The 20,186-nt window shown below is 62.7% G+C and carries 3 protein-coding genes; all 3 read left to right on the top strand.

Features of this window, described 5'->3' with window-relative positions; genetic code table 11:
• Positions 1-97: 97 nt before the first annotated feature.
• Entirely contained in the window at positions 98-520 is a 423-nt protein-coding gene (locus ACFQ6H_RS21845; RefSeq protein ID WP_378648555.1) for an ArsR/SmtB family transcription factor, read from the top strand.
• Positions 517-1,578 (top strand): cation diffusion facilitator family transporter, encoded by a 1,062-nt coding sequence (locus ACFQ6H_RS21840; RefSeq protein ID WP_378648553.1) that lies wholly within the window; start codon positions 517-519, stop codon positions 1,576-1,578. The genes ACFQ6H_RS21845 and ACFQ6H_RS21840 overlap by 4 nt, the downstream gene beginning before the upstream one ends.
• A 210-nt stretch (positions 1,579-1,788) precedes the next feature.
• Positions 1,789-20,186 (top strand): non-ribosomal peptide synthase/polyketide synthase (locus ACFQ6H_RS21835; protein ID WP_378648551.1); only part of this gene is annotated, 18,398 nt, incomplete at its 3' end.

Genomic DNA, 20,186 nt, shown 5'->3' with positions numbered 1-20,186 from the left:
GTCTGCGAGTGGAGAAGTGCTTTGCCGCCAAGCTTTGCACAACTGGTGAATCGAGGAGAGGTCATCTTCGACGTCTCTGATGATCTACTATCTACGTATGAACGCAGATAGTGGTGTTTGTCGCCGAAAACTTCCCGATGATCAAGTCGACCTCGTTGTGGAGGTGTTCCGCATGCTGGCCGACGCAACCCGTGTGCAGGTGTTGTGGGCATTGGTCGACCGAGAGTGCTCGGTGAACGAACTGGCAGAGCGCGTCGGCAAGCCGGCGCCTTCGGTGTCGCAGCACTTGGCAAAGCTGCGCATGGCGAGGTTGGTCCGAACGCGCCGCGACGGTACGACGGTCTTCTATCGTCTCGAGAACGACCATGTGCGCCAACTGGTTACGGATGCGGTGTTCAATGCCGAGCATGCCGGACCTGGGTTGCCGGGCCATCACCGTAGTGAGGGTGAGCTTCGGAAGATTCACCCGGAGCGCTCCGCGAAGGCCGAGCGGACCGATCGAGAAGAAGGTGCGTCATGACGCACGAGCCCAGAACATCCCATGGTCATGGTCATGGTCATGGTCACGGTCACGGTCACGGTCATGGACACGGATACGGGCCGAAGGGATTTCGATCGGCAGTCAGGGAAGTGTTCTCTCCGCACAGTCATGACGCCGCGGACAGCGTCGACGATGCACTGGAATCGAGTGAGATCGGCATCCGGGCGGTCAAGATCAGTCTTGTCGCTCTCGGTGTCACCGCGGTGGCTCAGGTTGCAATCGTGGCAATTTCGGGTTCGGTGGCCCTGCTGGCGGACACCATTCACAACTTCTCCGATGCGCTTACGGCAGTTCCACTCTGGATTGCGTTTGCACTCGGTCGGCGAGCTGCGACCAGGCGCTATACCTACGGTTTCGGGCGTGCAGAGGACCTGGCCGGATTGTTCGTGCTTGCGATGATCGCGCTGTCGGCGGTGATTGCCGGTGTGGAGGCGGTACGGCGATTGATCAATCCGGTAGAGATCGAGCATCTCGGTTGGGTAGCGGCGGCAGGGTTGATCGGTTTCATCGGCAATGAACTCGTGGCGTTGTATCGGATCCGAGTCGGAAGGCAGATCGGCTCAGCTGCATTGGTCGCTGATGGACTGCATGCTCGGACAGATGGATTCACCTCGCTCGCAGTCCTTCTGGGCGCTGGGGGAGTCGCTCTGGGGTTCCCGTTGGCAGATCCGATCATCGGTCTTGTCATCACAGTGGCGATCGTGGCCGTGCTGCGGACCGCGGCACGAGACGTTTTCCGGCGACTGATGGACGGTGTCGAACCGGAGTTGTTGGACGATGCCGAACATGCGCTACAGCGCGAGCCCGGGGTTCTCGGCGTACGTGATTTGAAGATGCGGTGGATCGGACACCGATTGCATGCCGATGCAGAACTCGACATCGATCCCCGGGCAACCCTTGCCGAAGCCCATGCGATCGCGCATAGCGCCGAGCATTCGCTCACCCACGCGGTGCCCAAGCTCGCTACTGCCCTTGTTCACGCCTATCCGGGGCATGATTCGCCGAACCTCGAGGCGGCGCGCGGATTGCAGGCCTGAACGGCAAAAACAGACCCCGCGGAATCCTTTGCGGAATTTCTCGGGAACCTCGCGCTGCCATTTGACGGAATGGATAGGTTATGCAACCCTATCTTTGATCAATCGGCGGACTGTGTCGAGTGGCAGCCGGTTCGGTTATTTCGCGCCGCAAGACCACAGCAATCGACGCAGGCCGTCGGTACTTTTTTCGGCAGATGAGAGAACGACGCTGTGCATGCTGATCGACGTTTCGAGCCCTTTCCGCTGACCAGCGCGCAACGCGGAATCTGGTTTGCCCAGCTACTGCGCAGTGATGTGCCGATCACGATCGCGCAGTACGTCGTCGTCGACGGGTCCCTCGACGCGGCGGTGCTCGAAAAGGCCTGCGTCACAGCAGCGCACGAGTTCGGCTCCGGAATGCTGAAACTGCTCGAGGTGGACGGCGAACCATTTCAGCAGATCGATCCTGAGCTCAGCCAGAGCGTCGAGGTCGTCGATCTGCGCGGTGAGCTCGAGCCGGAAACTGCTGCACACGAGTGGATGCGGAACGAGTACACCCGCCCATTTGACCTTCTCACCGACCGATTGGTGAAGTCTGCCGTCCTGCGCGTGGGCGTAAACCGCCACTTCTGGTACTGCCGAATCCATCACCTGGTCCTCGACGGCTACGGTGCCATGAACTTCATGACACGCATCGCCGAGTTGTACTCAGCCGATGTCGCCGGCCTCGAGGTCCGAGAATCCTCGGCGCATGATTTGGGTGCCGTGTACGCGACCGAGGCCGCGTATCAGCGCTCGCCGCGATTCGTCAGGGATCGAGATTACTGGGCAGCCAAGACGGCAGAGCTTCCCGAAGTGGGGAGCCTGGCCGGCAGGCGAATGGACGCCACGGCGGGTGCGGTCGTGGTCGGCCGACCACTTGACGGCGCGAGTGCGGTGGTGAGCGCGGACGGATTCTCTTCCGCGGCAGCGGTGGCTGCCTTCGCGCTCTACTTTGCCCGCGTGATCGGCACCGAAGACGTCGTCCTGAGTTTGCCGGTGACCGCGCGAACGAACAAGGTTCTTCGTGGTTCGGGTGGAATGATCTCCAATGTCGTTCCGCTGCGAGTCTCGGTGACTGCGACGACCACGGTTGCCGAACTGAGCGCGGCAGTCCAGCTGGAACTGACCGGTGCGCTCAGGCATCAGCGATATCGCACCGAAGACATGAGACGTGATCGAGGCGTCGGCGGCGAGCGTGGATTCTTCGGTCCCGCGATCAACATCATGAACTTTCACCCCGAAGTGGTTCTTGGGTCGGTGACCGGTCGATTCCACGTGCTGTCGACGGGTTCGGTGGAAGACCTGTCGGTCAACATCTATCCGAGTGCTTCGGGCGAGGCACCGCGAATCGATTTCGAAGCCAATCCCCATCTGTACGACGCGGATGACCTGGGCGTGCATGTTCGCCGATACGTCGACCTGCTGACTCGGTACAACCAAGCGCTGCCAGGCACTCGCGTTCTCGATCTCGAGATCCTGAGCGAAGCAGAGCGGGTGTCGCTCGTCCCGGCACGCGGATCGGCAGCGTTGAAGCCGATGACACTGCCCTCGATTCTCGCGCGCGGTGTCACGGCGTCGCCGGAGGGGATCGCACTGCGCTGCGGTACTGAGCAACTCACCTACCGCGAACTCGATCGACGTTCCAATGTCCTTGCTCGAATACTCGTCCGACGCGGAGTCGGCCCCAGTGACGGTGTGGCGATCGCGCTACCCCGATCGATCGATGCCGTCATAGCGTGGTGGTCCGTTGCCAAGACCGGCGCCGCGTGTGTTCCGGTTGATCCGACGTACCCGATCGAACGAATCGCTCGCATGGTGAGCGACAGTAATGCCGTTGTGGGACTCACTGATTCGACTGTCCGTCAGGCGCTGCCCGGTGATCTGGACTGGATCTCGATCGACGGTTTCAGCTATGTCGGGGACGAGTCCGTTGTCGACGATGCCGCCCGCACGGCGCCTCTGCGAAGTGATCACACCGCGTATCTGATCTACACGTCCGGTTCCACCGGTACGCCGAAAGGTGTTGCCGTCACGCACAATGCGTTGGTCGATTTCACTGCCTGGGGTCGTCCCGAACTCGGGGTCGGCGTGCATTCGCGCGTTCTGCGATTCTCCTCGGCGAGTTTCGACGCGTCCGTCTTCGAGATGGTCCAGGCGTTCAGTGCCGGGGCGACGATGGTCATCGCTCCGGCCGATGTCTACGGCGGCGACGAACTGACCGAACTGCTGCGCAGCGAGCGCGTCACCCACATCATCAGTGCACCGGCAATTTTGAGCACCGTGGACGCCACAGGTCTGCCGGATCTCGAAGCGGTGGTTGTCGGTGGCGACGTGTGCCCGCCGGATCTGGTTCGGCGCTTCGGCCCGATCTGCCGGTTCTACAACAGCTACGGCCCTACCGAGTCGACCATCGTCATCACCACGACGCCTCCGCTGTCGTCGGATGAAGCAATCACGATCGGTTCACCCATTCAGGGCGCACATCTGATGGTTCTGGACCGCTGGTTGCGACCCGTGCCCGTCGGGGTGGCCGGTGAACTGTATCTCGGTGGCCCCGGATTGGCTCAGGGATACCACGCACGTTCGGCGCTGACCGCTGCGAGTTTTGTCGCCGATCCCCTCGGTGGTGGAACCCGGTTGTACCGTACCGGTGACGTAGTGCGCTGGAGCAGGGAGCTCACCCTCGAGTATGTCGGCCGCTCTGATTTTCAGGTGCAGGTCAACGGACTTCGGATCGAACTCGGTGAGATCGACGCAGTACTTGCACAACATGAATCCGTCGATTTCGTCGTGACGCTGGCCCGCGGCACCGTGTACTCGTACGTGAAGATCAAGCCGGGTTACAGCCTCGACGAAGAGGCTCTGACCGCGCACGCCTCTCGATTCCTGCCCGCTCACATGGTTCCCTCCCAGCTGGTACCGCTTGCCGAAGTACCACTGACCCCGGCTGGAAAGGTCGATCGCCGAGCACTACCGGAGCCTGACCTTCGTTCGGAGGCTCAGCACTACCGGGCGCCGAGCGGCCCGGTTGAGCGCATCATCGCCGATGCCGCTGCGTCTGTCCTCGGCGTCGAGCGAGTCGGTGTCGACGATTCGTTCTTCGCGCTGGGCGGAGACAGCATCGTCGCGATCTCACTCGTCTCACGCGCAAAAGCTGCCGGAGTCGTCTTCACGCCGCGTGATGTGTTCGAACGCAAGACGGTGGCTCGATTGGCCGAAATTGCGCTCCCGGCAGATGAATCCGTTGTACTCAAGGAACTGCCAGGTGGGGGAGTGGGGTTTGTCCCCCTTACCCCGATCGCAACCAAGATATTGAGCATGGCGGGCAGCATCGATGCCTTCTATCAGGCAGTGTCGGTCAGTATTCCTGCCGGACTTGATCTCTCGCGCCTCGCCGCGACTCTTCAAGTGGTTGTCGATCGACATGACGCTCTTCGCGCGCGCTTGCTGCCCGACAACTCCGGATTCGACATCGCCCCCAGTTGTGTCGTCGACACGTGGGTTCGGCGAACGGTCACCGAAGCGCAACCCGGTACCTCGGAGTTCGAGGAAGCTCTCACCGCGGCGGCCACGGACGCTGCCTCGCGGCTCGATCCGTACCGCGGCGTTACTGCGCAGATCGTCTGGCTCGATTCGGCGCACGATTCGGGCCGATTGGTCATCGTCATCCACCACCTTGTCGTCGACGGTGTCTCCTGGCGGATTCTGCTTCCCGACTTCGCCGCTGTGTGGCTACAGATCATTCACGGTGCCACTCCGGAATTGATGCCGGTCGGGACTTCGCTGCGCCGCTGGTCGCACGGACTCACCGACGTGGCACCGTCGGCGGAGCTCGAATATTGGCGCGAGATCGTCGCCGCCGATGTGTCACCCATCGGTTCACGAACTCTCGATTCGGACCGAGACCGGGGATCGTCCCTCCGTCGCGTGCGGGTCGACATCGACCATGACACGACGGATCACCTGTTGCGCTCGGTACCGTCGCACTATCGGGCCGGTGTCAACGACGGACTACTCAGCGCACTGGCCCTGGCATTTCGCACCTGGAGCGGATCGCAGCGAGTGCTCGTTTCGCTCGAAGGCCACGGACGAGACGAAGACGTGCTGCCCGGCTCGGACCTGTCCCGGACCGTCGGCTGGTTCACGGCGGCGTACCCGGTCCGCATGGATCTCACGGGACTCGGAGCGGACGCAGTTGCGGTCGTGAAATCCGTCAAGGAACAGCTGCGAGCCACACCGGGATCCGGGATCGGTTACGGGCTGCTCCGACGCGCAGGGTTGCTGACCGGTCCGGAGCCGCAAATCGGTTTCAACTATCTGGGCAAGATGTCCACCGCCGAGTTCAGCGACGAACTGAGGGCTGCCGGCTGGATTCCCGATGCCGGAATCGATCTCAACAACGGCAGTGGAAGCGATCTCGCGGTCAGCCACGCCATCGATATCAATGCCGTCGTCATGGACGGACCACAAGGCGAGTTCCTTTCGGCGACATTTGCTTTCCCTGAAGGCATCTTCGAACCCGGTGCAGTCGAGGAGCTTGCGCGGGCGTGGCGCGTCGAATTGGAGAAGATTGTCGCCTCCGTCGGAGATCATGCCGGTCTCACACCGTCCGACGTTCCCCTGGTCTCGGCTTCGCAGGACGAAATAGAACTGTGGGAGAAGCAGTTCGGCTACCTGGAGGACATCTGGTCGCTGTCGCCGCTGCAAGCGGGATTCCAGTTTCACGCCAGCCTCACCGCCGATACCGTCGATGTCTACACCGGGCAGATCGTTCTTTCCCTGGGCGGGATCGTCGACAGCGAACGACTTCACCGGTCGCTCGCGAGATTGTTCGAGCGCCACGCCGCACTTCGGACCGCCTTCGTGTACGACTCGAACGGCGTTGCAGCACAGCTCGTTCTCGATTCCGTGACGACTCCATGGCGGGAGGTGCTCGGCAGTGATCCGCACGCCGTCGCGGAACTCGAGCGCACAACGCCGTTCGATCTGAGCGCGCCCCCGCTGCTTCGTGCAGTTCTGGTTCGCGAGAGTGTGGACTCCGCGCACCTGATCGTCACCAATCACCACATTCTCTTCGACGGTTGGTCCATGCCGTTGTTGGTGCGCGACCTGCTTTCGCTCTACGCCGCCGACACATCGCTGTCGGTTCCCGCGCGCTCGTACCGCACCTATCTGGACTGGCTTGCCGAACAGGACAACGGCGAGGCAGTGGAAAGGTGGGTCGGCGCGCTGTCGGGGGCAGACGAACCGACGGTGATTGCACCACAGCGCGCAGAGTCCTCCGTGCACGCAGTTCCCGTGGACGTCGACGTTCCGCTGGAAGCCTCGTCGACCGAGGCGATCGTCGCGTTGGCAAGGCGCACCGGGGTCACGGTCAACACCGTCGTCCAGACTGCATGGGGCCTGCTGCTGAGCCGAATGCTCGGGCGCGACGACGTCGTGTTCGGCGCCACCGTGTCCGGTCGACCCGCGTCGCTGACCGGGGTCGAAGACATTCTCGGGTTGTTCATCAACACTGTTCCGGTTCGAGTTCGAGTGAACCCGGATGATTCGGTATCCGAACTGCTCGAACAAGTTCAGTCCGAGCAGGTTCGGGTGCTCGACAGCCATCACGTCGGCCTTGCCGAGGTGCAGTCGGCGGTGGGTGCCGGCGCCATGTTCGACACGTTGACGGTGTTCGAGTCGTATCCCGTGGACCGTTCGGCGCTCGAATCCGCGACGGATATCGCAGGGATGCGTGTCACGGGCATCGAGGTCGCAGATGCGACTCACTACCCGCTCGCGCTGGTCACCGTCCTCGAACCGAGCCTTCGTCTCACCATCGAGTACGCACCCGATGCGATGGACCACGACTCCACCCAGCGTCTGGGCCGACGCCTCGCATTGATTCTCGCTGCGATGACCGACGAGAGTATCCGCATCCGCGACATCGACTATCTCGACGATGCCGAGCGTCGGCTCGTACTCGACGAGTGGAACGACACGTCCCACACCCTGGTTGACGCTACGCTGCTCGATCTACTCTTCACTGACGCGGGCGTCGTCGAGATGTCTGATGATGCACTGACGTTCGGAGACACGACAGTCAGCCACCGCGAATTCCGTTCGCAGGTCAACGCCCTCGCTCGTCACCTCGTCGACTGTGGGGTCGGACCCGAGTCTCTGGTCGCGATCGCCCTGCAACGGAGTGCGCACTACGTGGTCGCGGTCCACGCCGTCATCGCAGCAGGCGGAGCCTATCTTCCGATCGATCCGAAGCATCCCGGCGAGCGGATCCGGCACGTGCTCGACATCGGAGCACCGTCGGTAGTCCTTTCGACGAGAGAGGATGCGGCTTCTCTGCCTGCGGGGATCAAGCCGGTGCTCCTCGACGAGATCGATCTCTCGCGGTACTCCACCGGGCAGATCCAAGACGTCGAGCGCCTCGGCAGCGTATCTCCGGATCACATCGCCTACGTGATCTTCACGTCCGGCTCCACCGGGAAGCCCAAGGGCGTTGCAGTATCGCACCGTGCGATAGTCAATCGTCTGCTGTGGATGCAACATCAATACCCGCTCGCGCCGCGCGATGTCGTGCTGCACAAGACACCGGCCACCTTCGACGTCTCGGTGTGGGAGTTGTTCTGGCCGTTCGTCACCGGTTCGAGACTGGTCGTGGCCGAACCCGACGGACACCGCGATGCTCGGTACCTGTCCGAGCTGATCGCTCGCGAAGGTGTCACCACCTTGCACTTCGTCCCGTCGATGCTCGACGTCTTCCTCGTCGACGGAGACCTCGAGCAGCTTCACTCCGTTCGTCAGGTGTTCGCCAGCGGCGAGGCACTTTCGCGTGCGACGGTCGTTCGTTTCCACGAGCGAATCGGTGCACGTCTGCACAATCTTTACGGTCCCACTGAAGCTGCCGTGGACGTGACGTTCCACGAGACGGATTCCGCCGTGGCAGGCCCGGTGCCGATCGGCGCTCCGGTCTGGAACACGCGGACCTACGTGCTGGATCGCCTTCTGGCGCCCAGCCCGATCGGCGTTCCGGGGGAGCTGTATCTCGCGGGAGTGCAGCTCGCTCGTGGCTATGTCGACCGTCCTGATCTGACAGCAGATCGCTTTGTGGCCAACCCTTTCGGTTCCGGGCGCTTGTACCGGACCGGCGATCTGGTCAAGTGGAATCCCATCGGCGAGATCGAGTATCTGGGCCGTACCGACTTTCAGGTGAAGCTTCGCGGACAGCGCTTGGAGCTCGGCGAAATCGACGCTGTCCTGTTGGAACTCTCGGGAGTTCTCTCCGCCGTCACCGTCGTACGTGAGGAACGCCTCGTCGCCTACATCACGGCTGATTCGGCGACCGACATAGCGCTTCTCGCCGGTCATTCGCAGGCGAAGCTGCCCGCCTACATGGTTCCTTCCGTCTTCGTGTTCCTGGATTCGATGCCACTCGGCCCCAACGGAAAACTCGACAGGCGAGCACTGCCGGAACCGGATGTGGCGCTGGGCGACTATGTTGCTCCGTCCACCGAATCCGAAAAGACGATCGCCGCAATCTTTTCCGAGCTGCTCGGAGTGGACAACATCGGCGTGACCGCCGATTACTTTGCGCTCGGTGGCAACTCGCTCACGGCTACGCGGGTCGTGGCGAGAATCAATGCGACGCTGGGATCCTCGCTGGGGGTTCGAGAACTGTTCGATGCTCCGACGGTCGGTGCGCTGGCTGAATTGGTCGCAGGCGGCGACCGACCCGGATTGCCCGGTCTCGGCCCGCGCCCGCGACCGGAACGGATTCCGCTCTCGCCGGCTCAGCAGAGAATGTGGTTCCTCAACCGATTCGATCCGGATTCCGGTGCTTACAACATCGCGGCAGCGCTCTCGTTGGCCGGCGACGTGAACATCGATGTTCTGCGCCAGGCGATCAGTGACGTCGTCGACCGGCACGAGGTGCTGCGCACTCTCTACCCGGATTCTTCGAGCGGGCCGTACCAGCACATTCTCGCGCATGTGCCGGTGGTGCTCGAACCGGTTGATGTCAGCGACCCTGTTGCGGCGATCGGGGAATTGGTCGGCGCCGGGTTCGACGTCACCACTGAAGTCCCCCTGCGGGTCGCGCTCCTGCGGACTGCTGCGTCGGAGCATATTCTCGTTCTTGTCGTCCACCACATCGGTGGCGACGGATGGTCGATGCAGCCGCTGGCCGCGGACGTGATGGCGGCGTACGCATCAAGGCTCGCGGGCATTGCACCACAATGGTCGCCGTTGAGCGTCCACTACGCGGACTACACGCTCTGGAAGATCGATTCTCTCGGCGCCGAGGACGATCCGGATTCGGAGGCATCGCGCCAGATCGACTACTGGCGCGGTGCATTGGCGAACATGTCGACCCGCCTCGATTTCCCGACGGATCGGCCGCATCCCGCGGTCGCGTCCTATCGAGGTGCGACGGTGTCATCGGTCATTTCCGCGCAGACGTACAGCTTTGTCGAATCTCTGGCTCGTCGCACGCGGTCAACACCGTTCATGGTGTTGCACACTGCCTTGTCGGTGTTGCTGTCGCGGATGGCGGGGGAGACCGACATCGCGATCGGCACCCCGGTCAGCGGACGTGGGGATCAGGCCATCGACAACCTCGTCGGCATGTTCGTCGGGACCGTGGTTCTTCGGACACAGGTGGATCCGGCTGCATCCTTCCGTGTTTTGCTCGAGACGACCCGCAACGCAGACCTCTCGGCATTTGCCCACGCCGACATTCCCTTCGAGCGTCTGGTGGAGGTACTCGACCCACCTCGCTCGACGGCGCACCACCCATTCTTCCAGGTGGTACTCGCGACCGGCGATCTTCCGACTCCATCCGTGCAGCTTCCGGGCCTTGTCGTCTCGCAGGTTGAGCTGGACACGCCGATCTCGAAATTCGATCTTCAACTGGATGTTTCGTCGCCAGGCCCGGACGGATCGGCGACCGCGACGTGGACCTATGCCGTCGACATCTTCGAAGAGCGGACTGTGCGCGAGCTCGCGGCTCGGTTTGCCGCCATTCTCGACACGGTTGTCGTCGAACCTGAATCAGTGGTCGGCGACCTCGATCTGCGGACGATGCCAGAGATCGAACGTCAGGGAGCTGCCTCTACGGTCGCGCTGACGGAACTGACGCTGCCCGAGATTCTTGCCGCCGGGGTTACCAAGTCGAACGGCGGTTCGGCCATGCTGTACGGCGACTTCGAACTCTCGTACGACGACGTCGACCGGCGAACCAATCGGTGGGCGCGGGCACTCCTCGCGCGAGGAATCGGCCCCGAATCTGTAGTGGCGATCGCCATTCCGCGATCAGCGACGTCCGTCCTCGCGACCTGGGCCGTCGCCAAGACCGGAGCCGCTTTTGTACCCGTCGACCCGAGCTATCCGGCCGAGCGGATCGATCACATGCTCACCGATTCGGGCGCGGCCCTGACGCTGACGGAAGAAGCGGCTGAGTCGTTGGATCGCGCCGACGTCAGCGACGCTGGAATTCTCGATTCCGATCGCACGTCACCGATTCGGATGGATCACACTGCGTACGTCATCTACACGTCGGGATCGACCGGCACCCCCAAGGGCGTCGCCGTCTCGCATGCGGGGCTGGCGGCGTTGGTCGACGAACAGATTCAGCGATACGAACTCGACAACCACAGTCGCACGATGCATTTCGCTTCGCCCAGCTTCGACGCTTCGGTTCTCGAATTGGCCATGGCTGTCGGTGCTGGTGCCGCAATGCTTGTTGTCCCCACCGGCATCTACGGTGGCAGTGAGCTTGCAGATCTCATGCAGGCGTCGAAGATCACCCACGCGTTTGTGACCCCGGCAGCTCTGGCCACGGTCGAACCGTCGGATGTTCCCGATCTCGGTGTCGTGATCGTCGGCGGTGAAGCCTGCGACGCCGCGTTGGTCGCGGTGTGGGCGCCGACGCGAAAGATGTTCAACGCGTACGGTCCCACCGAGTCCACCGTCATGGCAACCCTCGCTGGGCCCCTGTCGGCGACTGATCGGATCACCATCGGTACTCCCGTTCTCGGTACCGTCGCACATGTTCTCGACTCTCGCCTTCGTCCCGTTCCGGACGGTGTGACAGGAGAGCTGTATCTGAGCGGGCGTGGACTTGCCCGCGGTTACCACCACCGCGGCGACCTGACGGCTGCTCGGTTCGTTGCCGATCCCTCGCGTTCGGGGCTGCGGATGTATCGCACGGGCGACCTCGTGCGACGACGTGGAACGGAACTCGAGTATCTCGGCCGCAGCGATTCACAGGTCAAGATTCGTGGATTCCGCATCGAACTCGGAGAGATCGACGCGGTGCTCGCCGCCCACGCGGGAGTGCGAACTGCGGTGACGACTGCAGACGACACCGTCGGGCTGACCTCGTACGTGGTCGGTGAGCATCTGGATCCGGAGGAGGTACGCACCTTCGTCTCCGGCCGACTTCCTGCACACATGGTTCCCGCCTCGGTGATCGTTCTCGAGGAAATCCCGCTGACGCCGGCAGGCAAAGTCGACTACCGCGCACTGCCGGCGCCGACGGTGCGCCGGAATGCGTACGTCGCACCGATCACGAAGACGGAGACGGTGATCAGCCGGATCTTCGGTGACGTTCTGGCCGTCGACAGGGTGAGCGTGGTGGACGACTTCTTCGACATCGGTGGAAACTCTCTCAGTGCTACCCGAGTGATGGGACGGATCTGCACCGAACTTTCAGTTTCCCTCCCGGTTCGGGTCCTCTTCGACGCCAGGACGGTCGCGGCCCTCGCCGCGGCAGTCGACGGTGCGCACAGTAGTACCCGGCCCGCTCTGACGGCCGGGCCTCGGCCAGAGCGTATCCCGCTCTCGCCGGCGCAATCGCGTATGTGGATTCTCAATCGATACGATCCAGAATCACCTGCGTACAACATCCCGCTCGTCCTTCGTCTGCAAGGGCAGCTCGATTCCTCGGCTCTGCGAGAAGCATTGTCGGACATCGTTCTTCGTCACGAGTCCCTGCGAACCATCTTTCCCGAAGATACCGCTGGGCCTTACCAGTCCATTCTCGGAGCCGTAGACGTACCCTTCCAGCACACCGTGGTTTCTCCCGAACAGGTTGCCGAGCGGATTGTCGACGCTGTGCGTGAGGGCTTCGACGTCACCCGAGCAATTCCGTTGCGGGTAAACCTGTTCGAACTCTCGGCGGACGAGCACATCCTGGTCGCCGTGGTTCACCACATCGCCGCGGACGGTGCCTCAGTGGCGCCGCTCGCCCGGGATCTTGTTCTCGCCTACTCGGCACGGCGTTCGGGAACCGAGCCGTCACTGGCCCCGTTGGTTGTTCAGTATCCCGACTACAGCCTCTGGCAGCACCAGGTCCTCGGTTCGGAAAGTGACCGGACCAGTGTTGCTTCCGCGCAGGCCGAGTACTGGCGTGACCAGTTGGCCGGAGCGCCGGAGCTTCTCGAACTGCCCACCGACTTCCCGCGCCCAGCGCTTGCGTCGCTGCGCGGAGCGAGCACCGAACTGGTGTTGGCTCCCGAGATGGTCAGTGCGCTCCAGCAGGTGGGCCGCACACACGGCGCCACAACCTTCATGGTGCTCCATGCCGCCCTCGCGGTACTTCTGTCCAACCTCGGTGCGACCGATGACGTGGTGATCGGGACACCGATTTCCGGACGCGGCGAACCGGCGCTCGACGACGTGGTCGGAATGTTCGTCGGAACGGTGGCCCTGCGTAGCCGTCTCACGCCCGCGTTGTCGTTCCTGGATCTGTTGGCGCAGGTGCGAGCCACCGACCTCGCCGCATTCGAAAATGCGGACCTACCTTTCGAGCGGCTGATCGACATACTGCAGCCCGCTCGATCCCAGGCCCACTCGCCGATCTTTCAGGTGGCGCTCTCCCAGGAGCAGGAGGGAACCGCGGCGTTCGCACTGCCCGGTCTCGAGATCGAAGCTGTGGACACCGCAGTCGTTCCGGCAAAGTTCGACATCCAGATCACGATGGTCGAGCACGCTGATTCGATGAATCTCACCTGGACGTACGCCACAGATCTCTTCACCGGCGCGTCCGTGGACGGATTTGCACACCGGTTCCGACGGATTCTCGCGCAGATTGTCACGGCCCCCGAAACGGCAATCGCGGATATCGACCTACTGGACGAGGACGAATACACCAGGCTCACCTCCGTAACCGGTCCGGCAGCCACCCCGATCCTCACTCTCGCGGATCTGTTGACCACACACTCGGAATCCGCAGATGTGGCAATCGTCTCCGAGTCGTGTGGTGAGATGACGTACAGCGAACTGGATTCGCGGTCCTCCCAGCTGGCACGGATCCTCATCGAGCGCGGCGCCGGCCCCGAAACGGCCGTTGCTGTCTCTCTTGCGCGGTCGGCTGAATCCATACTCGCGCTGTGGGCCGTTGCCAAGAGCGGCGCAACGTACGTTCCGGTGGATCCGACGTACCCCGACGAGCGCATTGCTCACATGCTTCGAGACTCCGCCGCGCTGGTCGTCGTCACCGACTCGGAGACAGCACCAACACTTCCGAGTGGTATCGACACGATCGAGATCGACGATCTCGACCTTGATCGCTACTCCGCGGCGCAGGTCACCGATGCCGATCGGATCCGCACGCTACACGCGGATCATGTTGCCTACCTGATCTACACGTCAGGCTCGACCGGTCTGCCGAAGGGTGTCGCTGTCACCCACCGAGGACTGTCTGTGTTCTCCGCTCGGACCCGCACCGATCTGACGGCATCTCGACTCTCACGGGTTCTGCGACTCTCGTCGTCGAGTTTCGACGCCTCCATGTTCGAGATGATCCTCGCGTTCACCGCCGGTGCGACGATGGTGATCACACCGCCATCGGTCATCGCCGGCGACGAACTCACCGACGTCATCCGCCGTCACCGCGTCACCCACGTGGTGACAGCGCCGGCGGCTATGACCACCGTCGAGGCTGGAACGCTCTCCGACCTCGAAACCGTCGTGCTCGGTGGCGACGTCTTCCCACCACAGCTGCTGGGTCGCTTTCACAGCAAGACACGACTCTTCAACAGCTACGGGCCGACCGAGAGCACCATCGTCATCACCAAGACCGGGGCGCTTCTCGGTACCACGGCTCCGGTGGGTGACGGTGTGCAACACCATGACCGTTCACTCTCGACCGTCACGATTGGTACTCCGCTCGAAGGTGCCCACGTTCTGGTCCTCGATTCCGCCCTCGGACCCGTACCCGTCGGGGTCAGGGGCGAGCTGTATCTGTCGGGCCCCGGCTTGGCACGCGGGTACCACCGACGCGAGGGGCTGACCGCAGAACGCTTCGTTGCGAACCCCTTCGGTGCACCAGGCGCGCGGATGTACCGGACCGGCGACATGGTCACCTGGACCGACCAGGGCGAACTGGCGTACATCGGACGATCCGACGCCCAGGTTCAGCTTCGCGGACTCCGCATCGAACTGGGGGAGATCGAATCAGCGCTCGCCTCCGTCCGTGGAGTGAGTGCCGCCGCTGCCGCCGTTCATCGTCACGACACTCTCGGCGATCAACTCGTCGGATACGTGATCGTCGCGGACGCGGTGTCGGCAGAGTCCATCCTCGACGCCGTCGCAGCGATCCTGCCCCGTGCCACGGTGCCCACCGCTGTCATCGTGCTGGAATCGCTACCCCTGACTCCGGCCGGGAAGCTCGATCGCGCAGCACTTCCCGCTCCGGAGTTCATCGCCTCGGCGACGTTCCGGACGCCGACCACACATGCAGAGATTCGTGTCGCCAGCGCTTTTGCCGAGGTTCTCGGAACCGACGCCGTCGGAGCAGAAGACAGTTTCTTAGAGCTGGGTGGAAATTCGCTCAGTGCCACTCGGGCGATTGCCCGCGTCAACACCTCGTTCGGGATCAAACTCGGCGTTCGAGCGCTGTTCGAGGCTCCCACTGTCGCAGAACTCGCTCTGCTGGCGGACTCGGCAGAACGCGATGATCAGCCTCGATTGGAAGCGCGACCGCGACCCGAACGTATTCCGCTCTCGCCGGCGCAGACTCGGATGTGGTTCCTCAATCGATTCGACACCGCGGCAGCCACGGACAACCTACCGCTCGCACTTCGCATGAGCGGAACCCTGGACGCGCCGGCATTGGCGCTCGCGCTTCTCGACGTCGTCGAACGCCACGAGTCCCTGCGCACCTACTATCCCGATACCGCGGACGGACCCCGTCAGGAGATCCTGTCAACGTCTTCGGTGGATCTCGATCTGGTACCGCACGACGTCACCGAAGCCGAAGCGTTGGAACGGCTTTTCGCTCTTGCCCGCACCGGATTCGACGTGACGACTGCCGTACCAATGCGGACGGCTCTGTATCGAATCTCGGAGACCGAGCATGTTCTCGCCGTCGTGATGCATCACATCGCATCCGACGGATCGTCACTCGGACCCCTGGCCACCGACGTCATGGGTGCCTACGTCTCACGTTCTCGGGGTGACGCGCCGCAGTGGGCGCCGCTGCCCGTGCAGTACGCGGATTACGCTCTCTGGCAACACGATCTGCTCGGGACCGAATCCGAACCCTCGGGTGATGCTCAGGCGCAAATTCAGTTCTGGACGTCCACGCTCGCCGGAATTCCGGACCTGCTGAATCTGCCGACGGACCGGCAGCGTCCGCCCCGTCAGAGCTATCGCGGCAAGGAGATTCACTTCACGATCGGCTCGGACACCGCCGATCGACTGCGTGATCTTGCCGTCGGATCAGGCTCGAGCCTGTTCATGGTCGTCCACGCCGCATTCGCCGTACTTCTCGCAAGGCTGGGAGACAGCGCCGACATCACCATCGGTTCGCCCATCGCGGGACGAGGACACGAGTCGCTCGACGCACTAGTGGGGATGTTCGTGAACACCTTGGCGCTTCGAACCCAGGTGAACACGGCTGCGCCGTTCACGGAACTTCTGAACCACACCCGCGATCAGGATCTCGCCGCCTTCGCACACGCGGACCTGCCGTTCGAGCGGCTCGTCGAGATCATCGATCCGCTCAGATCGACAGCCCGCCATCCGTTGTTCCAGGTGGCACTGTCCTTCCAGAACCTCACGCCGACAATGTTTGCACTACCCGGACTGCAGATCGCGGCAGTTGGCGCCCCAGTCGAGACGGCGAAGTTCGACCTCCACCTGACCGTCACCCCTGGGGACTCGGGTTCGATGTCGGCGTCGTTCACCTATGCAACAGATCTGTTCGACCAATCCACGGTGGCGACATTCGCCAACCGGCTGCTGCGCGTTCTCGATTCGATCGGGCGTGACCCGGGCGTTCCGGTGGGCGACATCGCTCTGCTCGGCGACGAAGAGGTCGCGGCCACCGTCGACACGTGGAACAACACCGACGCCGTCGTTCCGGAGACGACCCTCGCGGATCTGTTCGACGCCCAGGTACGCAGAACACCGAGCGCCGAAGCACTGGTTCTCGGTGACCGTCGTCTGACCTATGCCGAGTTCGATGCCGAATGCAACCGCCTGGCGCGGTATTTGATCGGAATCGGTGTCGGTCCGGAAGTGACTGTCGCGCTGAATCTTCGGCGCTCCGTCGAACTGGTCGTTGCCATGTACGCGGTGGTGAAGGCAGGCGGGGCCTACGTTCCGCTCGACCCGGATCAGCCGGCAGAACGCACGGCTCACATCCTCGAATCCGCAGCGCCCGCAGTTGTTCTGAACACTTCTCACGATTCGCTCGGCGAGCAGTACCCCGGCGTGAACATCGACACTCTCGGGCTGGACGGTATCGACGGATCGCCGATTCGGGACTCGGAACGCCTCGCGGGCCTGAGCCCGGACAACATCGCGTATGCGATTTACACCTCCGGATCCACCGGAAAGCCCAAGGGCGTAGCGATCTCCCATCGAGCGATCACCAATCAACTCTTGTGGAAGCAGGATCAGTTCCCTCTCGGTGCCGATGACCGTGTGCTCGTCAAAACCGCAGCCACCTTCGATCTGTCCGTCTGGGAGTACTGGTGGGCGTTGCAAACCGGTGCCTGCCTGATTCTCGCCGAGCCAGGAGCACAGCTGGACGGTGATTACCTCACGTTGCTGATGGAGCGCGAGCAGGTGACGACGCTGCATGCCGTTCCCTCGATGTTGTCACTGCTCAGTGCATCCGAGCGTCGGCTGCCAAGTTCTCTCACCCGGATTCTGTGCATCGGTGAGACCCTGCCGGTACAGACCGCCAAGCATGTGCGAGATCAGAGTTCGGCGCAGGTCTACAACCTGTACGGCCCCACGGAGGCTGCGGTCAGTGTCACGGCACACCGAACGAGCGATGTCGACGTGGCAACCGTTCCGATCGGAACTCCCGCGTGGAACACGAGACTGCATGTACTCGACGACCGCCTTCACCCGGTTCCGGTCGGTGTTGCAGGTGAGCTCTATCTCGCGGGAGTTCAGCTGGCCCGTGGGTACATCGGGGATCCGGGGCAGAACGCGACCCGTTTCGTCGCCGATCCGAACGGATCGGGTGAGCGCCTCTATCGAACCGGCGATCTGGTTCGGTGGAATGCCTCGGGCAGTCTCGAATACCTCGAGCGTGCAGACTTCCAGGTCAAGGTCCGAGGCTTCCGCATCGAACTCGGTGAGATCGAAACAGCGCTTCGTGCCGACCCCTCGATTCAGGATGCGGTAGTCACAGTCACGACATCTGATAACGGCGAACAACACCTGATCGGTTACGTCACTGCGGCCGCGGGCTCGGCCGTCGAGAAGTCGACCATCCTGACCAGACTGCGCGCCGCCCTGCCCGGCTACATGGTGCCGACAGTCCTGATGACACTCGACGCCCTGCCGCTGGGGAGTACGGGCAAGGTAGATCGACATGCGCTACCGGAGCCGGTTTTCGAGGCGCGTTGTTTCCGCGCACCGACCACACCGGCCGAATTGTCGGTAGCCGTCGCTTTTGCCGAGGTCCTCGGTGACGGAAAGACTGATGAAGTGGGTGTCGACGACGACTTCTTCGAACGCGGCGGCAATTCGCTCAGTGCAACTCGGTTGCTCGGGCGGATCAACGCCGTCGCAGGCACCGACTTGCCGGTGCGTGTGGTCTTCGAGTCGCCCACCGTCGCAGAGTTGGCAGCCGTGGTGGAAACCGCCGAGCTTTCGCGCCGACCCGCGCTGCGCTCACAGCCGAGGCCGACAAGGATTCCGCTCTCTCCGGCGCAGACTCGTATGTGGTTCCTCAACCGCTTCGATCCCGACTCGTCGGCGTACAACATCCCGGTGGTTCTTCGATTCGCCGGTCCGTTGGATGTCGAGGCGTTGCGCGCAAGTATCGCCGACGTGGTCGCTCGTCACGAGGTCTTGAGAACCGTGTACCCGGAGCATGACGGGACGGGATACCAGGAGGTTGTCGAAGCACCTGACGCTCTCGACGTTCTCGACATCATTGCGGTGGAGAAGGATTCGCTCCACGACGTGCTGGCCGGTGTACTGGGTGTGTCGTTCGACCTCACATCCGAGATTCCGGTTCGAGCGTCGCTGGTGCAGTTGGCGGAGTTCGAGTTCGTTCTGGCGATGACGGTGCATCACATTGCGGGTGACGGTTTCTCGATGGGGCCGTTGACGCGTGATGTGATGGTGGCGTACGAGGCGCGGTCCAGGGGTGCGGTGCCGTCGTGGGCGCCGCTGGAGGTGCAGTATGCGGATTATGCGTTGTGGCAGCTCGAGACGTTGGGTTCGGAAGAATCGTCGACCTCGCTGATCTCGCGACAACTCGCGTTCTGGTCGGACACACTCGACGGATTGCCGTCCGTCCTCGAACTCCCGTTGGATCGCCCCCGCCCCGCGGTGGCTTCCGGTCGTGGAGCGGTTCTGAACGCTCGTCTCGAACCTGCACTGCAACAAGCGATTTCCGAACTGGCCAGGCAGCACCGCGCTACGCCGTTCATGGTGTTGCATGCGGCTCTGGCTGTTGTACTGTCGCGGTTCACCGGCGATCTCGACTTTGCCGTCGGGACGCCGACGGCCGGCCGCGGAGAACGCGTGCTCGACGACCTGGTCGGCATGTTCGTGGGGACCGTCGTGTTGCGCACCACTGTCGACCCAGGTGAGCAGTTCACCGACTTGCTCTCCCGAGTCCGCGACGCCGATCTGCAGGCTTTTGCCCACAGTGACGTTCCGTTCGAGCGCTTGGTGGAGGCACTCGATCCGCTTCGTTCGCAGTCGTATTCACCGCTCTTCCAGGTCGGCCTCGCACTACAGAACCATCTCGATTCACAGTTGACTCTCAACGGGCTGCACATCGAGAGCATCGAACCTGCGGTGGTGAGCACTCAGTTCGACCTCGATTTTGTTGCGGCCGAACAGTTCGACAACGACGGTCGACCTTCCGGGCTCGTCGTTGCGCTGACGTACGCCACGGATCTGTTCGAGGAATCCACTGCCTCACGTCTCATGTTCGCGTTCGAGTCGGTCTTGACTACCGCTGTCGCAGAACCGGATCGGCGAGTGGAACTGTTTGCCGTGGAGTCTGTGGTTGAACGTGGGTTGGTGTTGGGGGGTGTGAATGTTACGGATCGTTGTGTTGATGATGTGACGTTGGCGGGTTTGGTGGCGGCTGCGGTTGAGGTGTCGTC

The organism is Rhodococcus sp. NPDC056506 (assembly GCF_042794945.1).
Lineage (GTDB): Bacteria > Actinomycetota > Actinomycetes > Mycobacteriales > Mycobacteriaceae > Rhodococcus_F.
Note: the sequence above shows the minus strand (reverse complement) of the source record. Positions and strands in the feature narration are given on the sequence as shown.